Raw genomic sequence first — 19980 nt, 5'->3', positions numbered from 1 at the left:
CCTCGCCCGGTCGGCTGGCCGCCGCCGTCGGCGCCCGAGGGTTCGGGCACCGACGGCAGAGGGCTGGGTCAGAACGGGTCGTTGGAGCCGGTGCTGCACGCGCTGGTGCCGCAGGTGTTGCCGCAGCCGTCGCTCGTGTCGCACATCATGATCACGAGCTGGGTGGTGGACTCCACCACACGCATGTCGAGCTCGAACTCCGCGTCGTCGACGGCGGAATCCTCAAGCTCCGGGCTGGCGACGGTCAGCATTGGCGACATCGGTTTCACTCCTCACTTTCGGGGTTGTGCAGGGCATCCGGGCCGGCTGCGGTGTTCGCCGCCTGCGGCCAGGAGATCGTGACCAGGCCGTGCGTCTTCTCCAGCACCGCCGCGCCCTCGTCGATCCGGATGCGGTCACTACCGGTCGGCCAGTAGGCGAACGTGGGAGCCACATCGCGGGCACGGCGGTCCCACGCCTGGATCTGTTCGACCATCGCGGTGGCGGCGGTCTCGCCGTGTGCTCCGTAGGCCCGCGCTCCAAACTCGACTCCGGCACCGTCCAGCGCCGGACGCACCGCCAGGTAGGCGAAGGAGTCACCGCGCACGACACCGAAGGGGAACCAGCTCTTGCGCTCGGCGGCCAACTCGGTGCCCTCGTCCACGGCGAGCTTGCAGAAGCCGGGCAGGAAGCCTGCGAACCACAGGTGCAGGTCGGCGAACGACACGCCGTGCCTGACCGTGACGCCGGACCAGACCTCGGTGCGCTCCGTGGCCAGGACACCGTCCAACAGGCCCATGTCCTGCGGAACGTCGCCGTCGAAACGGAGCTTGACGTTGTGGCCGTGCGCGTCGGGGAGCAGGAAGATCCGCTCGTCGTGCGCGCCCGATCCCTGCATCGGGACGAATCCGCACACCTCGGCCGAGGTGCTGACCAGGTGGTCGCCTTCGCGGCGGAACGCGATCGAGCGGGTGATGCCGTTCATCCGCAGCGGGACGACGATCATGCCGTTCTCGGACAACTGGTCAAGCCATGTCGGCGAGAGGTCCCACGCCCCGACCGTCACGAGGATCGCGTCGACCGGCTGGTGCAGTTCGGGCAAAGGGTTCTCGGCGTCGGCCTGGACAACTGTGACCCGGCTGCCGTACCCGGTGGCGTCCAGCAGGGCGCGGGCTCGGTCGGTCACCTCCGGGTCGATGTCCACGCTGACAACGCGCCCGTGCGGACCGACGACCTCCGCCAGCAGCGCAGCGTTGTAGCCCCCGGACCCGATCTCCAACACGCTCATGTCGGGCCCGAGCCCGGCTTGCTCGATCATCCGCGCCTGGATGAACGGCGCGCTGGTCGAGGAGATGATCACGCCGTCCTGGTCGGTCTTGATAGCCACCGAGTCGGCGGCGTTGTAGGCCACCTCCAGGGGCGTGCCTTCGGGGACGAACAGGTGCCGAGGCACCGTGCGGAATGCCCGCTCCACGACCGGTGAGGTGATCATGCCGTCTGAGAGGAGCTTGTCCGTCAGGGCGTTGCGGATCTCGGTCGCCCTGTCGGAGTCGGTGGACGGGCCGGTGTTGTGGTCTCGCAGTGTGTTCACCTGGTCACCTTTTCAGAGGGTTCTGCTGCGCAAGTGCGGCTCGCGGACGAGGTCATGCGACCGGAGGGAACGCACCGCGTCGGGGGCGGCGCGTTCCTCCGGTCAGGAGGCACCCAGCACGGCGACGGACGACCGCCGGTCGACTGCCGCGTGCCGACCGGTCGCGGCCGTGGGAGGGCCGTCGGTGACCAGGTGCTGGTGGGCGGTGGTCCACACCGTGCACGGTGATCTCCGTGCACGGAACTGGCCGGAGCACTGCCGACAGCGGCCGCGCCCGTCGAGTGCGTGCTGGTCGAGCAAAGCGCGCCATGCGGCGGTAAGACGCGCGATCTCGGAGTCGGCCAACGCCGCACGGCATCGGAGGTCGCCCTCGCCGACCAGGGCGTCGAGGTAGTCGAGGTGGTCGAACACGGCCTTGTGCACGGCCGTGAACGGTGCTTCAGCCATTCGAGACCTCCTCGGTGGGCCAGGGCTGTTGCTTCGTGGTGGCTGGTGGCCACAGCCGCGAGTGGAGGTCGACCGGCACCAGGTCGGCGAGCCGGACTCCGGCGGCGATCACCAGGTGCGCCGCGTCGTGGAATGGGGGACACGGCCACGACCGAGCGGAGCAGATCGGACAGACGAGCTGGTGACCAGTGGAGGGCAGGTGGGTGGTGAGTTCGTCGATGGCCGTCGTGACGCGGCCGACGGGGCTGTCGAATGCCACGACGACGGCGACGACATCGCGTGTCCCGTCCACGTCTCATGCCGCCACGTCGTGGCCGGTGAGCGCCTGGTAGATCGGCAGTCGGCGACGGCCGCCCAGCAGGTCGGTCACCAGGTCGTCGTAGCCGATGCACAGCTCTCCCAGCCGGTGCAGCGCGAGCTTCGCCGGATCACGCGCGGCCGGGTTGTCGTCCTCGGCCAGCAGCCGGGACCGGACCCACGCCGCGGCCAGGCGGTCAACCAACTGCCCCAGGCTCTCGGTGTGCAGCAGCCGCGCGCTGGATTCGCCGAACTGCCTTCCCGCCCAGGCGTCGATCCGCTCGATCAGCACCGATCGGGTGACATCGTGGTCGTGGATCGCACGGAGGGCCGCCGCGGCCACGCGGTCGTCGCCGCGCGGGTCGTTGATGATCTGCTGGGCCTCGGTGCGGGTCCGATTCTCGGTACCCAGGTCTGCCGCCAAGGCCAGCACCGGGTGCAGGCCGTTGACCTCATGAGGACTGCTGAAGGCGCGAACCACCAGCGACGCACGCGGGATGACGCCGGCTGCGGCGGTGTTCGCCGTTCCACCCTGCTCAAGCGCGGTCTCCGTCATGCCACCAACCGTGCCCGCGATCCGCATTGCTGCGGACACCAGGAACCGGGGATGTCAAGGGGAGGATTCGGGGAGGGTTGCAATCCTCCCCATTCGCGGAGCAGTACCCGTTTCGTCACGTTGCGTGTCACGATGGCCCTGGTCACACCCATGGGAGGCCGGACCAGTGCCCACGGCAAACGATCAGCTGCGGCAGGCGCGGGAACGCACCGCCTCGCCCACACAGTCCGGCGAGTCCCTGTCCCGGCAAGAGCTTGCCGACCTGGTCAACGCCTACATCTGGCGTCATTACGAGCGGAAGGTCGAGCTCGACGCCAACTACCTGGGCAAGCTCGAACGCGGCGACATCCGTTGGCCCGGAGCGCTGTACCGCGAGGCACTGCGCGTCACCCTTGGTGCTTCCAGCGACGCCGCGCTGGGCTTCAGCAACCGCCGCCGCTCGGTGGTAAAGCTGGCGACCGTGGACCGAAAGCAGTTCCTGCGCACCGCCGCCCTCGGCGTCGGCACCCTCGCGCTCGCCCCGGTCGCTGCCCTGCTGGAGGGCACCCAGCCGACCGCGGCCCCCGCCCGCGTCGGCCAGACCGAGATCGAGCAGATTCACACCGCGGCACGCGTGTTCGCCGGGTGGGACCACACCTACGGCGGCGGCCTGGCCCGCGAAGCCGTCCTCGCCCAACTCCGCTTCTCCGCCGACCTGCTCGGCGCCAACTACCCCGCCAAGCTGCACGGCCCGCTGCACAGCGCCGTCGGCTACCTCGCCCACACCTGCGCCTTCATGGCCTTCGACGCCTACGCCCACGACGACGCCCGCCGCGTGTTCCAGTTCGCCCTGGCCTGCGCCGAGGAGGCCGACGACTGGCACCTGCGCGCCAAGATCCTCTCCTCAATGGCCCGGCAGGCCATCTGGATCGGCAAGCCCGACGAGGGCCTGACGCTCACCGAGCACGCCCTCGTCCGCGCCGACCGGCTCACCGCGACCGAGCGGGCCATGCTGCACACTGCTCACGCCCGAGCGCTGGCCAAGATGGGCCGCGTCCGGGAGACGCTCATCGCCGTCGGCACCGCCGACGACCACTTCGCCCACAGCAACCCGGCCAACGACGCGTCGTGGATGCGGTACTACGACGCCGCCCAGCACGCGGGCGACACCGGCCACGCCCTGTTCGACATCGCTGTCCAGGGCCGCTCTCCTGCCGAGGCCACCGCCCGGTTCTCCACGGCCGTGGCGGGGCACACCGCCGCCTACGCCCGGTCGCGCACGATCTCGCAGATCAAGCTGGCCTCGCTGACGATGGCCACTGGCGACCCGCGCGAGGCCGCGGTGATCGGCTCAGCGGCACTGGACGCCGCCGGGACCATCCGCTCCAACCGCGCCGTGGACGACCTGCGCGAGCTGGCTCGCTACGGCCAACGACACCGGGTCATCCCCGCGGTGGAGGCCTTGCGGCACCGCATCACGACCCTAGTGGTGGCACGGTGAGCGATGACCATTCGGCCGTGCTGGCCGCCGCCTGTGTAGAGGTCGGCCTCGACCACACCGACGTCGAGCCGATCCGGCTGGGCGAGAACGCCCTGTTCCGTCTGCCCGGCGGCGTCGTGGCCCGCATCGCCCGGCCCGGCCAGCTCGCCGCCGCCACTCGTGAGGTCCGCATCGCGCAGTGGCTTGCCGAGCACGAGATCCCGGCCGTCCGGGCGTTGAAGGACGTCGTCCAGCCGGTGCAGGCGGCGGGCAGGGCCGTGACCTTCTGGGAGGAGCTCCCTCCCCACCGACACGGCACTCCCGCCGAGGTCGCCACCGCCATCCGCCGACTCCACGACCTCCCCGTCCCCACCGACCTCCCCCTTGGCGACTTGGCCCCGTTCGTCCGGCTCGCCGAGCGCATCCACGCGGCCACGACGCTCACCGACGAAGACCGGAGCTGGCTCCGTGAACACCTGTCCTCCCTCCAGGCCCGCTACGCCAACGTGCCTCCCGGCCTGCCGCGCTGCGTCGTGCACGGTGACGCCTGGGTCGGCAACGTGGTGGCCACCGACGACGGCCAGGTGGTGCTGCTCGACCTCGAACGCTGCTCCGTCGGCCCACCCGAATGGGACCTCGTCAGCACCGCCATCAAGCACACCAGCTTCGACTGGATCACTGCAGAGGACTACCGCGACTTCTGCGACCGCTACGGCCACGACGTCATTGACTGGCCCGGCTTCGAACTGCTCCGAGACATCCGTGAACTACGCATGGCGTCCTACGTCGCCCAGCGGGCCGCCGAGAATCCCGACGCTCGCGCAGAGGCCAGCCTCCGTGTCGCCTGCCTCCGCCGACATGCAACACGACCTTGGCAGTGGACTCCAGCGCCATGAACCGGCAGGCTCGTCTCGGCTCATCAGTGTCCGACAGGCCGTAGATTGTCAATACGCACCTTTCAGGATAACTTCGACAAGCGTCCTGCTGCAGAGAGTCACCCCACGTGGAACTCGCGCTCCTGCTGCTGACCGTTTTCACTCCACATGACCCGCAACTTCAGGTCGTCATCCCCATTCCAGACCGGCGTGTAGTTAATCCGTCGTGTTTGCCCGGCATGGATGACAGTGGGCTTGTCACTGCCCACCAAACGCAAGCTGGAGTTTTCACCCAACGGTTCAAAACGGACGTCTTCGGCATCCACCGTGCCGCGGTTGATGATCTCCAGCCAGTGATTAGTGCGGTACTTCACCTTCCCCCTTTTATCGACCCCGGTTTGCACGCGTTCTTGCTGGGGCTGCACAAGCAGGTCCACGCCAGTCGCCTTAGGCGCGAGTACGGGCACACCCAGATTCAAGGCTGCAACATCGTGCTCGATCGCTTTCCACACTTCATGATTGAGCTGACTCGGGCTGCTGAACTCACCCAACAGACCCCGGCTCTGGATCTCCCTCCTGAAGTCGCGAAGCCCTTCGAGTTGCGCGGTGTCGACATCGTTGGGCAGCGGCGCTGTAGAGAAGTAAAGGTGGACAGGCTTTCCCTGCTCGAGAGCTCGTTCGATCTCCTCAACAGTGCCCGACACGGCGTCCCGGGTAGGAGACCCAAGCCTGCTGCCGAACAGCGCGAACACGATGTCGGAGTCATCGACACCTTGGGCGTTGATCAACTCCTGAGGGCGCCCACCCAAGACCGGCACCGCTGAAGTCTCCCAGCGCCATGGATGCAGGATGATCTGCTTGTTCCGAGCATTGGCGTCGTTCCAGCCATGGATGGCAGCCTCGACCGCATCACGCGCATCGGTGACGTCACCAGGGGAAGCGATCATTACGCGAAGAACCTGGGCCGTGTAACTCATGTAGACATGCTAATCCATTGAGAACAGCCGCCACCGCCGACACACTGCGCTTTACCACACCTTCTGCCACTGATCGGCGACACGAGCCCTTGCGATGCGGGGATCGTATAGAGGCCGTGTTGGGTTTTGACGACGCCGCGTGTTGCGGTTGGCAGGCCTCACCCCTGAGCGCTTCGCCGGGGTACCACGAGCCTACTCCGAGTTCAACCTGTAACTGTGCAGCATCTGGTGTACGGAACGAAGAGAGAGCTGGCATCGCTGTCGGCTGGCGAACACAGACGGAGCCGTACATATGATGAATCCAAAAGGTTGCGAGGTCACTCTTCCACCGCACCACGGCCGTGGTGCGAGCGTGACGCCCAGGCGGCCCGCCCACCCGCCAGCACACCGGTGAATGAACCCCACCACGTACCAGGAATTCGAAGGCTAGACCGCGCCGGGCAGCATCAATTCATCGAGCGGCTGAAACCGGGCCGGGTCGTCTACGATTCCCGGCTTGCCAGGTGAGCGTCGAATAAGACCTTCAACCAGAACGGCGCGGCCTGCGTTATGCCATTCCCAGGCTTTACGGTAGGTCTCGATAGGGAGCCGTACTCTGACCTCCGATGGCCGGCCTCGACGCATGGTTGACACGGCGATCTCACCGAACGGATCGTCATGGTTCTCGTGCCGAAACTGGACGATGGTGCCGGAGAACATCTGCTTGGAGGGCGCTCGCTGTTGACGCAATCGTTCGGCGACGGACCGGACAAGGTCAACGGCTTCCGCACTGATCGACACCTGCCGCGCCATCGTATCCGGTGCCGGCACCACCGGCGCCCAGTCGACGGTGGTCTCGAACTCCCCAATCGCGCTCTCATCGAGGACAGTGGCGAGCGCTGTGCAGAACTCACGACTTACGCCTCGGTACACCAGTTCGTGCATGTAGTCGGTGTTCGGCATGCGCCCAGGCTCTACGACAAGGTCGTGCACAGCCTGCATCGACTGAGCGAATGTCCGCACGACGCGACGTTCGAACGGCTCTGGCGCTGCGTTGTGCAAGACAGGCTCGGCCTGCCCGTCATATAACGTCGGTTGCTCAGGATCCGGTTGCTCAGGTTCCGGAATCGGCACCAGGACGGGGATGATGAAGGAGCCACGCTCGGTGTGCCCCATGAACGCCTCACGGATCACCTCGTCGCCGACTCGCGAGTAGCTGCCGCCGATCTGTGCACGCTCCCACCGCGCCGTCGTGGCGGTCGCACGCAGCATCGTCCGCGCGGAGGTGATCAGCTTCGTCGCCGTCTCCAGCGGAATCTTGTCGATGATGCGGTAGTCGTTCACCGCTCTCAGGTGCGCCACGTCGAACCGCACGTACCTCACGGCGTCAGTGGTGGTCTTCACGTCGCGCCGCTCGGCCCGAGCAAGCCTGTCCAGCACTGCACTGATCAGCACGTCATCCAACTCGTGCGGTACACCGATGCGGGCCTCGCCCTTCACCCACAGCGTTCCACCCGGACCCGGCGGACTGGATAACCACCCGTGGGTCCTGAGGTAGCTCACCAGATCGACTGGCGTCGGCAAGACGACGGTGTCAGGCAACCACACCGCCTCCTCTCGACCCGCCGAAGCTAGCCTCGACCTCCGCCGCCCACAACCGCAGGGTGTCAGCCGTCAACCGCTGCGCCTTCGGGACGACGATGTTCTGCCCATCCGGAAGCGTGTCGACCCGGACCCAGAAGGCAGCCGCGCGGTGCAGCGTCACCTCGTCCTGGTGCAGCAGCCACGACACCTGATCATCCGGGTCAACGATCACCAGGACGAAGTAGACCGGAAGCCCGGAGCGCTTCCAGTGCTGAACCCAGGACTCGTCGATCGGCCAGGTCGCCGTCGATCCACCCTTGATCCGGAACCGCCCGGTGCATTTCACCTGCACCCGGGCGGGTGCAATCTCGAAGTCAACGTTCCCGTCGATCGCGAGAACGTCCTCGTCAGGGCTGCTCTCCTGGAAGCCAACCCCAGCTTGGCTGCACACCGCGCGAACGTAGGCGACGCCGAACCGCGACTTCGCTCGGTTCGCATCCAAAGTCGCCACACCGTTCCAAGAACGGCTTGCGCCATCAGCCATGATCACCATGGTCATGTGTCGCGGGCACGTTGTGTAGCCGACATTGGTGTGAACCGCCAAGGCCCGCTCACCCAATCAGACCAACGTGCTCGTTGGGTCAGAGCCGCGCCGTCATGGTTCTGCGCGGCGACATCACCGGGATCAAGGAGCCAGCTGCTCCAGAATGGCTGCGCACGTCGGCCCCGGCGTGCCTCGATCACCGGGACGGCCGTGTACGTCTGGCGGGATCGGGGAAGGCAGGCCGCTGCAGTTGCGCCGGTCTGGTGCCAGAAAGCGGTGCTGAACTCGGTTGAGCCGCAGTTGGGGTGATCACGCCGGTCAACTGGTGACGTGTCGGTCGCTCCGGAGGAAGGTCGCCGCGGGCAGGGTGTTCCTCCAGAACAGCGATGGCGGCGCGGAGTTGGTCTCGGGCGGCCTCGCGGACGGTGCGACGCTCGGCGACCGCCTGCAGGGCCGTGATGATGCCAAGAACGGCGACCACGACCAGTGCCAGCACGACCGGCGTGGCATCGCGAATCTGGGCGGCGACGCGGGTGGCGTCGCCCAGCAGCCGCAGCGCCTCCTGCGCGGTGATGACCGGGGCCGACGTTCGCTTGGTGCCCAATGGCCCCGTAAGGCTGGTTGGCGGGCTGGTGTGAGGAAGTTGAGCGGCGCGGGTGAGCTGGTCGTGGACCTCCTCTAGAAGTTGGTGCGGGTCACGGAGCCGGACTACGGCTATCAGGTCGGCGGAGCGCTCGACGAACAGGTGCCAGGTGCGTTGATTCAAGTCCGGCGCCGGGACGGCGTCCTCTGCGGTGCCGGTGACGGCTTTCACCGCGGCACAGGCTCGGTTCAACTCCCGTCGCAAGGTCTGCTCGCTCGTTCCGCCGGTGTGGTCTTGGCGGCCGACGGGTTGGTCGGCGATGTCACGCCACAGCGTCTGCTGTCTGCTAGCGGGCAACGGTCTGGAGTCAGCCCAGCGGGCGCGTAGCCGCGGCAAGGACAAGTCGCGTCGCAGCGTCGACCCGGCGAACCACAGTGGCTCAGGTTCTGGGAGGTCCTGCTCGGCAGTGTGCTGCTCGGGCCGCAAGGCGACTTTGTAGCCGGTGACCGGTCCGGTGTCGGGATAGGCGGCAACCATCACGCCACGACGACGCAGGCCCAGTACGAACCCGATCTCGTCGGAGGCCTCGGCGGCAACAGTCGTAACGAGATCGCGGAGCTGGTCCCGCTCGGTGCGCTGCCCGTTGGCGCCCGCCCGTACGAGTTCGAGGCGCGAGGTGGGCTTGGAGCGGCCCTCTCCGGCCGGGGCGGTGCGGATCCAGCCGCGTTCCTCCTCGACCTGGCGGCACCAGTCGCGCCACCGCAGGAAGTCGCGGTGCAGATTGGCCACTTGGCCGTCGCCTCGCACCACGTTGACCGCGACGTGGACATGGTCGTTGCGCTTGGTGGAGAGGCCGTGGTGGACCGCGACCCACCGGCAGCCGCCCTGTCCATCGGCATCGGCACCCAGGCCCAGGGCGGCGATGCCGGACTCAACCAGCTGCCGCCATACCTCGTCCGGCAGCCGCTGCTGGGTGGGACGCTTCCCGTCCTTATCGGTGTGCGCCTCCGGCTGAGGCGGATAGCCAGCGGTGGCGACGTCGGTGGGAGGGATGGACAGGACCACGTGGTAGACGTGCCCGTCTGGTAGGTCCACTTGGTGCCCTGCCATCAGGGCGTCCAGTTGCTGGGCCAGCCGAGCGCGTCCTGGGGCAGTGGTCGCATCTTCGCCCCAGGTTCCGCCTCGTACCCAGTCTGGGTCCCATGCCGCCACGACGTGCGGGTCGCGGTGCTCGTTGGAGCGGCCCCGGCCGAACAGGTAGCGCAGCAGCCCCAGGGTGTTGGAGCCGCGCTTGCCACGGCCCGCGACTTCGGCGATCACCGCCCGGCTCCTCGGTGCTGGTCCACTGCAGCGAGCACCCGGTGCAGCTCGTCCAAGACCCGCTGGTGGTAGGCCAGCGCCGCCTGCAACTGCTGCTGGCCGACAACGTGGCCGCTGTTGGCCTGGCGGGCGAGTTGGTTGAGCGCGCTGCCCGACCGGGACAGCTTCACCGCGGCGGCCTCCCACTCGGCTACCCAGTGCCGCTGCTGGTGCAGCGACCAGCCGTCGGGCTCACGCAGTCCGCACTCGACCAGGTACAGCGGCACCGACAACCCGGCCACCGCCGCCCTCGCTGCCAACGCGGCCCGAACCTTGATGGTGGTGCGGATGTTGATCCGGGTCTCAGCGCCTCCGCGCACACGCCGCTGCCGACGCACACCCTGCTTCCTTGTGCTCATCGTTCCCCCCGAAACGACAGGCGGGCTCTCCGGAGCCCGCTCACTCTCAACGTCGAACGACTGGCTGGAAAGTGCCACCTTTGCCTTGCCGACCTGTGACTCGCGGAGTCGGTGCAGTCCGTGCAGCGCCCCCGTGGTGTCGAGCCGGGCGCGATGACGATGAGGTCGGCACCGACTTCGCGCGCCACGTCCCGGTCGGGCTCACTGCCGCGCCGGCCACCGCGCAGCCCACGTTCGTCGCCGACGGCACGGGAGTGCCTCGGTCGATGGCGCGTGGGCTGCGCGGTGAGCCGGTGCTGTTTGATCAGGACGCCCTTCGGGTGTCCTGATTTCTAGCTTGCTACGGCGGCAGATGGCCGCCTTCGTGCTGCGAAGAGCGCACGAAGGGAGCGAAGGAACGGCGTCCCCTGTGCTGCTTCCTTCGCTCCTTGGGTGCTTCCTTCGCGCCCTCTCGGGTTGATCCGCCATACCCAGCCGCCACCAAAGTCGGTCTTACCGGAGCGGACTTTGGCTCCGGCCTTGGCACGCTTCAAGGCGTCTTTGGAGAAGCCAGCCCGGTGTCCTTCGGCCAACAACTCGAGCACCGGGGCCTCACCGCCGCGCCCTGTCAGGTAGTCGATGAGCCATGCGGCAGCGTCCACCCGCTCGTCCCGTCGTCGTGAGCGGAGCGCTGGAGGAGGTCAACGACCGAGGCCGTCGAGTGCCCCTGCCAGACGATCCGAACGACCGTGGGCTCCCCTCCGTTGTCGGCCATGACGGGGGCGGAGATGCTCCCGTAGGACAGCGACGGGACGGTCGACACCGACACCACGTTCGACTTGATGACCGACAGGACGTAGTTGTAGTCGTCCTCCGCGGCGCACCCAAGGCGTGCCGGACGACCTGCCTGTAGGCCCCGGCACCACCGATGGCGTCGACCGGATCGACGCCCGCCGTCGCCTTCCGGAAGTGCCCGATGCCCAGGATGGTCGTGCCCGTCTGCTGCGCCAGGAGCCTCAACTTCTCCAACTGCGAACGCACGATGGAGTTGTGGTTGAGCTGTCCCGTGGTCAGTTTCGCCGCCAGGTCCACGACGATCGCGCTCTTGCCAATGCCGGGTTTGCCGACCAGCAGGGCGACCTCGCCGACGGGTCGGTAGTCCCGCCACGCGAACCGCGTCTGCTTGATGTCGACCTCGCGCACCGACCTCACCCGCAGGCGCCGGGTCGATGGTTCGTCGTGCGCTCCAGGCGGAGTTTGTCCCCCGAACTCAGCCATGGCGTCAGTCCTCGGCGGACAGTGCGCGCACGAGCGACTCCGTGATCACCATGATCCGGCCGCCGTACTTGGCCACCTTGGCGGGGAACTGGTCGCGGGCGACGAGGTCGTACGCCTTGCTACGGCTCATCCCGAACGCTGTCGCCGCGGTTGACACGTCCACGGCCGGTGGCCACGTCGCCTTGATTTCCGCCAGGGTCGGACGTCGCTTGGCTTCCTGCCTACTGCCCATCGGACTCGCCCCCTCGCTGCTTCCGCTCAACCAAGCGAGCCAGGAAGGCGTGGTAGGCAATGATGTTGCGGCCACGCGGCAGTCTGTCCCCCATCTCCCAGCGGTGCACCGTGGACGCCGTGACTTCGCAGTCGTGCGCGACCAGCGATTGACTGAGGCCGGCATCGACGCGGAGCCGCCGTGCCCTACCAGTGCGAATCCAGTTCTGAAGCTCGGCGGAGCGGTCCGCCAGAGTCTTCCCCCCGTTAGTCATGCCGACCACGTTACTCGAACGGTCTTTACTCATGCCGCAGCCATGGCATACCTTGTTGGTCATCCAAGGCACTGACGATGAAGGGGGTGCGTATCGTTCTGCCGTGCCTCGCCTACCGAAGAACTTCCGGATCGCCTGGGTATCGGTCGACGTGTTGCCGCCCGATGGCTACCTGGCTCTGACCCCGGACAGCGCCATCCCGGTTCGCTTCCAAGCCAACTTCGTGCTGGACGAGCCGGACGTCGCGGCAACGATGGAGTTGTTCGTCGGCCCCGACCTCCGGCCGGTCGTGCTGTCGATGACGGTGAAGGCCAAGGCGACGGCACCAGTCACGACGGGGGTCATGAGGCAGATCCTCGTCGACCAGATGACACGTGCGGCGGTCGAGAAAGCCACGGTGCCCGCATCCGTGCGGGACGAGTGGCTGGCGACACTGCCCCCTGGATTCCAGCCGGTCGAGCAGCGTGAAGCCTCGTTGCCGGACGCGGACGAGCGCGTCCGCAACCAGGCCGACGACGACGCCCGGCGCGCGGCGCGGATCTACTCCGACGCCGTGGCAGCCGGCAACAGGGCACCCGCGGTGGCCGTGGCCAACGTGATGAACAGGTCGCGGACGCAGGCGGCGCGGTATATCCGCAGGGCCCGGGAACTCGGATTGCTGCCCCCTCTGGGCTCACCGGAGGGGGCCTGAACTAAGGAGCTGCAAGCTCGTGGGGGACCCGATCAAGAAGATCGAGTTGAAGGACGGTACGACGAGGTACCGGTTCGTGATCGACATCGGGCGCGACGCGGCGACCGGCAAGCGTAGGCAGTTGACGAAGACCTACGACACCAAGAAGGAAGCCCGCGCCGAGTACGCCAAGGTCAAACACCAGACCGACGAGGGGACGTTTGTCGGGCCCGATAAGACCACCGTGTCGGCCTGGCTGGACACCTGGTTGAAGTCCACGACGGTCGACGTCGAGAAGGCCACCGCCGCCAACTACGCCGACGCGCTGTTGCCGGTGCGGGAGCGGCTCGGCGGGAAGCGGCTCCAGGACGTCACCGAAGAGGACGTGGACGAGATGGTGAGCTGGATGCTCACCTCCGGCCGCAAGCGCGGAGGGAAGGTCGGCAGCGGGCTCAGCGTCAGGTCCGTGCAGCTCACGCTGGGGCGTTTCAGGTCATCGTTGAACGTGGCGATGCGGCGCAGGCTGGTGGTCCGCAACGTCGCCCAGTACACGCAAATCCCGCGTGAGGCGCGGCGCAAGGCGGCGGCTGCGGCGGCACTCCGCGTGCCCTGGAGTGAGACGGAAGTGAGACAGTTCCTCGCCGCGATCCGCGACCACCGGCTCCATGCGCCCGTGCTCCTGGCGCTGATCGGGATGCGACCCGCCGAGGTCTGCGGGCTCAGGTGGAGCGCCGTCGACCTCGACGCGGGGACGCTGTCGATCGAGCTGACGCGCACGCTGGTAGAGGGTGAAGTCGAGGAGAAGGGGCCGAAGTCGGAGAAGGGCAAGCGCAAGCTGCCCCTGCCCACGCCCCTGCACGCGGCGCTCAAGGCGTTCAAGGCCCGGCAGGCCACGGAGGCGATGAGGGCCGGTGAGCTGTATGAGCGGTCCGGGTTCGTGCTGGTCGACGAGCTGGGGCAACCCTGGAAGACCGATCGGCTTCGGCGAGCGATCCACAAGCTGATGGATCAGGCCAAGGTGAGGAAGGTCCGGCCGTACGACGCTCGGCACGCCTGCCTGACGTACCTGGCGACGTCCGGTGTGCCGGACGTGATCGTGAGCGCCTGGGCGGGCCACGCGGACCTCAGCTTCACCAAGCGGGTCTACATCCACCCGAACGTCGAGCACCTGCGCCAGGCGGCCGACCAGCTCGGTGAACTCCTGGGCTGAAACAAGCAGTACGAGCGTTCGTGAGAAATTGTGAGACGACGTGCCCGAAAACAGAATCAGGGCCTTGTCTCACCGTAGTGATCCAAGGCCCTGACCTGGGCTTTCGCCGTACTTCGACCGTCGGGACGACAGGATTTGAACCTGCGACCCCTTGACCCCCAGGACGTCCGGGCAGCCGTCTAGCTGGGAAAACAGGGTTCCTGACACCTACTCACACCAGCCGTGATCTCAGGCTTTGCTGCTGTTGCTGGCTTTCTGGTCCACACGCGGTCCACGGGCGCTGCGCTACTTGATGCCCGGACAGGTAGCGAAGAGGGCTCCCTTCCCGTTCCCTTGCTCAGCCAAAGCCGTGACCTGCATCGTCACGATGGAACGCTCAGCTACTACAGCTACTACAGCCACAGCAGCCGCACCTGCCAAACCGCGGGTTGGCCTCAGTGTCGGTGGTGGCTCCTACGCTGTCGACCATGGCGTGGAACGACACCACCAGGGAAGCCGTGCTTGCCGCGATGGCCGAGTACGACGAGATGGGGCAACAGAGGTTTCTAGAGCTTTACGGCTACGGCGAGGCGACGTCGTACTACATCGAGCACGAAGGCCGTCGATACGACTCGAAGGCGATCGTTGGCGTTTCCCACCGCTACCTGCCTGAGCGCCAAGGGCCGAAGCCCATCGAGTCTCGTGCCCTGAAGCACGACGAACTCATCGGTGGCAAAGCCACGGTCGTACCGCTTCTGGAGAAGTTGGGATTCCGAGTGGTGCAAGCTCGTCCACCAGCTTGGGCGTGGGACGAACTCGTGCTCGTCTGCGACCTAATGGCATCCAAGGGCTGGACCAGGCTCTACCAAGAGCAAGACGACGTCATCGAGCTGTCCCGTCTCCTCCAGCTCTTGCCGCTGCACCCGGCGGAGGTTCGGACCGAGAAGTTCCGCAGTCCCGCTGCCGTAGCCAGGAAGGGCGAGAACATCCGGCAGTGGCACGCCGACTTCGGGCACCAGCCCAACCACGGCGGAGCGAGAGACAAGGAGGTGCACGACGCCTTCGTCACGAACCCGCACGAGATGCACCTACTCGCGACCGCGATCCGGACTGAGCTACTGGCCGGACGGCTGACTGACGTGCCGCCGATGGATGACGACGCCGAGGAGGGGATCTCGGAGGGGAGCCTCCTCCAACGGCGCCATCTTGCACGCGAGCGCAACCCGTCCCTTCGCCGTAAGAAGATCGCCGAAGTTCTCAAGCGCCACGGCCGCCTTGAGTGCGAGGTCTGCACGTTCGACTTCGCGCGCACCTACGGTGAGCGTGGGGACGGTTTCGTCGAGGTCCACCACGCTATTCCTCTGCACGTCACCGGCCCTGTCAAGACTCGCACGTCCGACCTGGTGGTTCTGTGCTCAAACTGCCACCGGATGATCCACCGCGGCAAGCAGTGGTTGACTCCGGCAGAGTTGTGCGCGCTGATCAAGAAGTAGATGGATGTCCCGCCGAACGGTTTCGACCTGCTCGGCGGGCTTTCGTCAAACGTTGTGGATCAGCTTGGCGGGCAGTCATGGGGTGACACGTTGGGTCGCTCTTGAGGCTAAATGTGAAATCAACCGCCCCTCGACAATCTTACGATCCAAAGTCACTAGGAATGACTAGACCCATGAGGCGCTCTTGCCAATTTCCAGAGGAAATACATTTCTGACGACTCCACGCCCGACCTATCATCGTAGAACTTGTGCAATTGGGTGAGCCAGGTTGCCGCCGCAGCAATACCTGCAGCGGTTACGATCGGCATCGCAGCAACCAATCCTATTGATGTAACGGTCGCACCAACCGCAACTGAAGCTCCAACTTTTTTACCTAGACTTCGTGTTGCAACCTTAAGTTTTTGTTCGATATTCGCCAGCTCAGGTTTAATGAACTCATCTACGACTGCTTGGGCAACCTCATCCGGAGGTGCAGAATCATACCTTTTAACACACTCTTGAATTGCTGATCGCACAGCCGCTTGAAACTTTATAAAACTGCTCTGCTCATCCTGTTCGAGTCGGATATAATCTTCAAGACCAATCCCCGTGATTGCGGGAAGCTCGACCTTGAGAGCGACTTCGTGCGCATTCTTCTCCAGCGCCGATCCTTTTTGCAGGTGCGTCCAGTCAGTTTCGCCGATATCTACGACCGGAAGTTTATAGCGCTTCGAAGACATAAAATCCTGCACTACAGGGTAAGACATGGCGTAGAACATGTCCTCCGCGACCGTGTGTCGACTGGGGCGATCACGCCCGTAAACCTTGCTCTGATTTCCGATGATCATTGGCCCGGAAATCTTAGCCATCCAAGACCCAGCACGGTCGCGAACAGTAATAATTCTCGACGTCTTGACTATTTGCTCAACAATTTCGTTCCGCTGCTTTTCATCATCAAAGATAGTGATGCCCGCTTCGCGCGCCGCGATCGAGTAGCAGCCTTGACAGTAGCCGGAAGGTTTCGCAACAAATTTAACCCTGTCCCGCGCACCGATATTATTGATATAATTAACTATAGCGACGTGGGCTTGGAGATCGCGCAGCACTCTGGCTCGCCGATCTTTATCGCCACTTCCCAGATCTCTCATTACCTTATCGGCGATAGGGCCACTAACCGCCAATTTGTCGAAATAGTGAGCGGTTCTAGTTACAGCGACCCCCAATTCCGAACGGAGACACGCAAAGCATGCCTTGTAAAAAGACGCCGAGAGGTCCAGGCTTCGCCCGGCCATTACCGTGTATGGTTCGACCTTAAGGGAAGGTTCTCGAACTAGATGCTCAGGAATTTCTTGATACAGCGCTTTAATTACGGTTGGAGACTGTATCGCTCGTTGATACTCACTGACAGAGGTAATATCATACTCGCGCATCCAGTTTTCGAGCCAGTAGCTTTCCGGTGACATTACTTCTCCATTCGAAGCCTCGCAGACGTGTAATCGTTTTTCTCCGAAGAACGTTACATGTAAGCCGCCACGACTTTTGTTGATGGTTTAGTGTCATCCCGCCGACCTGGCTCGTCAACCGCACGTGTCAAGGGGGCACCTTGGGCCACACTGGACCGTTGGGCTGGGGCTGCCCTTGACGCGTGTGGTTGCCCTCGGGGAGGTCGGCGCGATGACACGAAACCCGACCCACGCTGGTAGTCGAGCTGTCGGTACCCTCCGGTCATCCTGCTGGCCTGCCCGTCCGGCGAGGACATGTCTTTTCGTCTTGCGGCTGCCGGGGTCGGGCGCGTCTTCGGCCGCTGGCGGGCCAGGGTGGCGTCGCCGAGCCACTGGCCCTTGCCGAGCGGCCTAGGCGGAGCGGCGGGAGCGGCCCCGGCAGGGCCGCCTTGAATGAAGACGAGAAACGCTGGACAGGCCTGATCATTCGCCAGAGTTTGGGGAGTTCGCGTTGAGACCAGGCAAGTGGCCGTGTTCGAGGTAAACCGTATCGCCACGGCCCTGAGCGGCATGAGCTTGACCAAGTCGGCGGGCAAGCCGCGGAATCAGGTAGTCGTTGAGCTGTGCAGCCGGCACCCATTCCCAGCGGTCCAGCTCGGAGCCGTCCAGCTTGATCCTCTGCTCATCGTCGCCGAGTGCTCCGCAGTCGAACAGCCAGAGCACCTTGTCGCCTTCACCGTCGTTCGGTGCCCAGTCCACAGCCAGTAGGCGCTGTGGCTCTCGGTCGAGTCCCAGCTCCTCCAACAGTTCCCGGTGGCACGCCGCAGCTGGTGACTCCCCAATGTCGACGTAACCACCAGGGATGTCCCACCCGTTGCTGTAGGTCTTGTGCACGAGAAGGACTCGGTCGTGGTCGTCAACGAACAACGCCCCGGCAGCCATCCGGGGCGTTGCGAAGTGGTCGGCGTCCGTATCCATGCAGAAGAGACTAAGGGCGTCGCCGGATGTGCGCGCTACTCCAGCCGCAGGCGCTGAGCCAAGCTCGCAAGGGCATGTCCGGGCTTGGTGCGTTGCTGGCGCATCCACGTGAGCACCAGCTGCCGACTCAAGTAGTGGTGCTGAACTTGCTCGGGTGCGTGGCGCTCGGCTTCCAGCACGATCGAGAGCGCTTCGTCGGTCCGGTTCCACGCGCTCAACGCCCGCGCCGTCTCCAGCGAGTGCCTTACCTGGCGCTCGACCGGCAGGCCAGACGTGTCGACGGCAGGGCCAAGGTCCACGGCGACTTGGACGTCGCCGAGTTCCATCGCGGTGGCTACTCGGTGGATCTTCACGTTGGTCGGGCCGAACGCGGTCCACACGTGGTTGGCATCGGCGCCCAAGCGGTCAGCCGCATCCTGTGCCTCCCGTAGGAAGTCCTGGGTTCGCCCGCGGTCGTCGGTTCGTGCTGCTGCCATCGAACCAGCGAGGAACAGGCTGCCGTAGATGGAGAGCATCGCGCCGTCCGCGGGCGACAGTTCGGGCTGGAGAAGACCCGCCGCTGTCTCGGTGAGCTGCACAGCCGACGCGTACCGGCCAGTCGACAGCAAGGCGTGGACGACCGAGCGGAACAGTGAGCCGAGCACGACAGGATCACCGGTCTGCTGTGCTGCGGAGAGCCCGCGCTCGGCTGCGATCCAGGCGAGATCGGTCTCCCCCAGTTTGGTGAGCATCGACGTCGCGGCCTGGTAGCTGAGCGCCAGCAGCCCTTGAGCTTCCGCCCCGTACACCTGTGCGGCCTGGACCGCGTCGGCAAGCAACAGCGGGGCGCGACCAGCGACGAACCCGTACTTGGACGCTTGGTACGCGTCGAATACCACTCCGACCTCACGCCGGAGTTCATCCAGGTCGACCGGTTCCGCTCCTGCATTCGGCATGGCCAGTAGCGGAGTCAACTGCCGGTAGTCCATCAGCGCGGCACGCAATGCGGGAACCGTCTTCGTGCCGCTCTCCTGGGTCCAGTCGAGCAGCGTCGGTTCGCCGATCAGGTCGCCGACCGACACGTCCAGGGCGTCGGCGAGGTTCCGGATCACCGACAGCCGGTCGAGGTCGATGCGGTTGTTCTCAACCTTGCTGAGCCAATCGGTGGTTCGGCCGACACGACCGGCGAGTACCTCCTGAGGCACTCCCCTGCGCCGGCGGTACCACGCAACGCGTTCGCCGATCGTCAGTGAGTTCGTCATTCCGCGCATGGCCTCAGCCTCTCGGCAGATCGCTGACGTACCCCGGAAGGTTTTTCCGGGGTACGTCGCCCACTTCGTCCGACGCTACTGGCACCGCAGTGGTCGCGGTGTTCTCAGGAGGTCAGTGGTGTCACAGGGGGACGACGCACGGGCGGTAGCCGCAGACGTCCGCAGCCTTGCCGTGCAGGTCAACCAGCGGTTGGACCGCCTCATGGTCATTCGTCGTCGGCAGTTAGCCGCCGCTCGATCGCGTCGACACGGTCGGTGAGAACGGTGATCGCGCCCTTCAGCGCCACCAACTCCGCCAGCACGGGATCGCTGGCATCCGGGTCTCCAGGGTCTTTGCCCTCCAGCACCAACCACAGGTGGTCGCTGGGCCAGCCCAGCGCTTCGGACAGCGCCGCGAGCGTGCGCTTGCTGCGGTCCCGCGGTTGGAGGTTGAGCTGGATCTCCCGAACCGTCTGCAAGGCGAGTCCGGAGCGCTCCTTCAGCTCGGTCTGCTTCATGTCGAGTTCGGCCATTCGAGTGGTGATGGCTACCGAGACGGCGTCCCAATCCTTCGACACAGAGCCTCCCTGAGCTGCTGATTTGAGTACCAACGCTAGCGCCTCCGCTAGCGGTGACACGGGGGCACCTCCTCGTCTACGACTTGACGTT

21 protein-coding genes are annotated in these 19980 nt (G+C 65.7%); 5 read left to right on the top strand and 16 right to left on the bottom strand.

Annotated elements, in window-relative coordinates:
* Nucleotides 1-68: 68 nt before the first annotated feature.
* The 4 genes from ACRAKI_RS09370 to ACRAKI_RS09355 form a co-directional block, all read right to left on the bottom strand.
* On the bottom strand, nucleotides 69-260 hold the full coding sequence (locus ACRAKI_RS09370; RefSeq protein ID WP_158854378.1) for an FxLD family lanthipeptide: 192 nt from the start codon (nucleotides 258-260) through the stop codon (nucleotides 69-71).
* A 5-nt stretch (nucleotides 261-265) separates the two neighbouring features.
* Complete coding sequence (fxlM, locus tag ACRAKI_RS09365) at nucleotides 266-1570, bottom strand: methyltransferase, FxLD system (RefSeq protein ID WP_447006661.1); 1305 nt, start codon at nucleotides 1568-1570, stop codon at nucleotides 266-268.
* 102 nt (nucleotides 1571-1672) lie between these two features.
* Entirely contained in the window at nucleotides 1673-2017 is a 345-nt protein-coding gene (locus tag ACRAKI_RS09360; RefSeq protein WP_447006660.1) for a hypothetical protein, read from the bottom strand.
* A 295-nt stretch (nucleotides 2018-2312) separates the two neighbouring features.
* Entirely contained in the window at nucleotides 2313-2870 is a 558-nt protein-coding gene (locus tag ACRAKI_RS09355; protein ID WP_447006659.1) for a DUF4254 domain-containing protein, read from the bottom strand.
* Between the two features lie 166 nt (nucleotides 2871-3036).
* On the opposite strand from ACRAKI_RS09355, the gene ACRAKI_RS09350 reads away from it, so the two are divergent.
* Entirely contained in the window at nucleotides 3037-4350 is a 1314-nt protein-coding gene (locus tag ACRAKI_RS09350; RefSeq protein WP_447006658.1) for an XRE family transcriptional regulator, read from the top strand.
* Nucleotides 4347-5225, top strand: a complete 879-nt coding sequence (locus ACRAKI_RS09345; RefSeq protein ID WP_447006657.1) for a phosphotransferase enzyme family protein — start codon at nucleotides 4347-4349, stop codon at nucleotides 5223-5225. The genes ACRAKI_RS09350 and ACRAKI_RS09345 overlap by 4 nt, the downstream gene beginning before the upstream one ends.
* A 98-nt stretch (nucleotides 5226-5323) precedes the next feature.
* Here ACRAKI_RS09345 and ACRAKI_RS09340 read toward each other — a convergent pair whose 3' ends face one another.
* The 8 genes from ACRAKI_RS09340 to ACRAKI_RS09305 all read right to left on the bottom strand — a co-directional run bounded on the left by ACRAKI_RS09340 (nucleotide 5324) and on the right by ACRAKI_RS09305 (nucleotide 12331).
* Nucleotides 5324-6181: a hypothetical protein gene (locus ACRAKI_RS09340; protein ID WP_447006656.1), complete on the bottom strand. Its 858-nt coding sequence runs from the start codon at nucleotides 6179-6181 to the stop codon at nucleotides 5324-5326.
* A 426-nt stretch (nucleotides 6182-6607) separates the two neighbouring features.
* Nucleotides 6608-7660: a hypothetical protein gene (locus tag ACRAKI_RS09335; RefSeq protein WP_447006655.1), complete on the bottom strand. Its 1053-nt coding sequence runs from the start codon at nucleotides 7658-7660 to the stop codon at nucleotides 6608-6610.
* A gap of 94 nt (nucleotides 7661-7754) precedes the next feature.
* Nucleotides 7755-8303: a DUF4365 domain-containing protein gene (locus tag ACRAKI_RS09330; protein WP_447006654.1), complete on the bottom strand. Its 549-nt coding sequence runs from the start codon at nucleotides 8301-8303 to the stop codon at nucleotides 7755-7757.
* A gap of 181 nt (nucleotides 8304-8484) precedes the next feature.
* Complete coding sequence (locus ACRAKI_RS09325) at nucleotides 8485-10191, bottom strand: relaxase/mobilization nuclease domain-containing protein (protein ID WP_447006653.1); 1707 nt, start codon at nucleotides 10189-10191, stop codon at nucleotides 8485-8487.
* Nucleotides 10188-10589 carry a hypothetical protein gene (locus ACRAKI_RS09320; protein ID WP_447006652.1) on the bottom strand — a complete coding sequence of 134 codons (402 nt, stop codon included), beginning with the start codon at nucleotides 10587-10589 and terminating at the stop codon, nucleotides 10188-10190. Before ACRAKI_RS09320 ends, ACRAKI_RS09325 begins: the two co-directional genes overlap by 4 nt.
* A 591-nt stretch (nucleotides 10590-11180) precedes the next feature.
* Complete coding sequence (locus tag ACRAKI_RS09315; protein WP_447006651.1) at nucleotides 11181-11846, bottom strand: AAA family ATPase; 666 nt, start codon at nucleotides 11844-11846, stop codon at nucleotides 11181-11183.
* 4 nt (nucleotides 11847-11850) lie between these two features.
* Entirely contained in the window at nucleotides 11851-11976 is a 126-nt protein-coding gene (locus ACRAKI_RS09310) for a hypothetical protein (protein WP_447006650.1), read from the bottom strand.
* A 91-nt stretch (nucleotides 11977-12067) separates the two neighbouring features.
* A complete protein-coding gene (locus tag ACRAKI_RS09305; protein ID WP_438919988.1) occupies nucleotides 12068-12331 on the bottom strand; it encodes a helix-turn-helix domain-containing protein in 264 nt (87 codons plus the stop codon).
* A 31-nt stretch (nucleotides 12332-12362) separates the two neighbouring features.
* On the opposite strand from ACRAKI_RS09305, the gene ACRAKI_RS09300 reads away from it, so the two are divergent.
* From ACRAKI_RS09300 to ACRAKI_RS09290, 3 genes are all read left to right on the top strand, one after another.
* Nucleotides 12363-13022: a hypothetical protein gene (locus ACRAKI_RS09300; protein ID WP_447006649.1), complete on the top strand. Its 660-nt coding sequence runs from the start codon at nucleotides 12363-12365 to the stop codon at nucleotides 13020-13022.
* Nucleotides 13023-13041: 19 nt separating this feature from the next.
* On the top strand, nucleotides 13042-14211 hold the full coding sequence (locus ACRAKI_RS09295; protein ID WP_447006648.1) for a tyrosine-type recombinase/integrase: 1170 nt from the start codon (nucleotides 13042-13044) through the stop codon (nucleotides 14209-14211).
* 467 nt (nucleotides 14212-14678) lie between these two features.
* On the top strand, nucleotides 14679-15683 hold the full coding sequence (locus ACRAKI_RS09290; RefSeq protein ID WP_447006647.1) for an HNH endonuclease: 1005 nt from the start codon (nucleotides 14679-14681) through the stop codon (nucleotides 15681-15683).
* A 155-nt stretch (nucleotides 15684-15838) separates the two neighbouring features.
* Here ACRAKI_RS09290 and ACRAKI_RS09285 read toward each other — a convergent pair whose 3' ends face one another.
* The 4 genes from ACRAKI_RS09285 to ACRAKI_RS09270 form a co-directional block, all read right to left on the bottom strand.
* Entirely contained in the window at nucleotides 15839-17125 is a 1287-nt protein-coding gene (locus tag ACRAKI_RS09285; protein WP_447006646.1) for a hypothetical protein, read from the bottom strand.
* Between the two features lie 462 nt (nucleotides 17126-17587).
* Entirely contained in the window at nucleotides 17588-18082 is a 495-nt protein-coding gene (locus ACRAKI_RS09280; protein WP_447006645.1) for an NUDIX domain-containing protein, read from the bottom strand.
* Nucleotides 18083-18117: 35 nt separating this feature from the next.
* A complete protein-coding gene (locus ACRAKI_RS09275) occupies nucleotides 18118-19323 on the bottom strand; it encodes a helix-turn-helix domain-containing protein (protein WP_447006644.1) in 1206 nt (401 codons plus the stop codon).
* 215 nt (nucleotides 19324-19538) lie between these two features.
* A complete protein-coding gene (locus tag ACRAKI_RS09270) occupies nucleotides 19539-19889 on the bottom strand; it encodes a hypothetical protein (protein ID WP_447006643.1) in 351 nt (116 codons plus the stop codon).
* Nucleotides 19890-19980 lie beyond the last annotated feature (91 nt).

The sequence above is a fragment of the Saccharothrix isguenensis genome (assembly GCF_052936305.1).
This window is presented reverse-complemented; position numbering and strand designations above follow the sequence as displayed.

Coding starts and splice junctions, on each gene's coding strand:
- ACRAKI_RS09285 (WP_447006646.1), bottom strand. CDS start 17,125: ATGTCACCGGAAAGCTACTGGCTCGAAAACTGGATGCGCGAGTATGAT.
- ACRAKI_RS09290 (WP_447006647.1), top strand. CDS start 14,679: ATGGCGTGGAACGACACCACCAGGGAAGCCGTGCTTGCCGCGATGGCC.
- ACRAKI_RS09355 (WP_447006659.1), bottom strand. CDS start 2,870: ATGACGGAGACCGCGCTTGAGCAGGGTGGAACGGCGAACACCGCCGCA.
- ACRAKI_RS09360 (WP_447006660.1), bottom strand. CDS start 2,017: ATGGCTGAAGCACCGTTCACGGCCGTGCACAAGGCCGTGTTCGACCAC.
- ACRAKI_RS09275 (WP_447006644.1), bottom strand. CDS start 19,323: ATGACGAACTCACTGACGATCGGCGAACGCGTTGCGTGGTACCGCCGG.
- ACRAKI_RS09330 (WP_447006654.1), bottom strand. CDS start 8,303: ATGACCATGGTGATCATGGCTGATGGCGCAAGCCGTTCTTGGAACGGT.
- ACRAKI_RS09305 (WP_438919988.1), bottom strand. CDS start 12,331: ATGACTAACGGGGGGAAGACTCTGGCGGACCGCTCCGCCGAGCTTCAG.
- ACRAKI_RS09370 (WP_158854378.1), bottom strand. CDS start 260: ATGTCGCCAATGCTGACCGTCGCCAGCCCGGAGCTTGAGGATTCCGCC.
- ACRAKI_RS09340 (WP_447006656.1), bottom strand. CDS start 6,181: ATGAGTTACACGGCCCAGGTTCTTCGCGTAATGATCGCTTCCCCTGGT.
- ACRAKI_RS09300 (WP_447006649.1), top strand. CDS start 12,363: ATGCCGCAGCCATGGCATACCTTGTTGGTCATCCAAGGCACTGACGAT.
- ACRAKI_RS09320 (WP_447006652.1), bottom strand. CDS start 10,589: ATGAGCACAAGGAAGCAGGGTGTGCGTCGGCAGCGGCGTGTGCGCGGA.
- ACRAKI_RS09310 (WP_447006650.1), bottom strand. CDS start 11,976: ATGAGCCGTAGCAAGGCGTACGACCTCGTCGCCCGCGACCAGTTCCCC.
- ACRAKI_RS09280 (WP_447006645.1), bottom strand. CDS start 18,082: ATGGATACGGACGCCGACCACTTCGCAACGCCCCGGATGGCTGCCGGG.
- ACRAKI_RS09315 (WP_447006651.1), bottom strand. CDS start 11,846: ATGGCTGAGTTCGGGGGACAAACTCCGCCTGGAGCGCACGACGAACCA.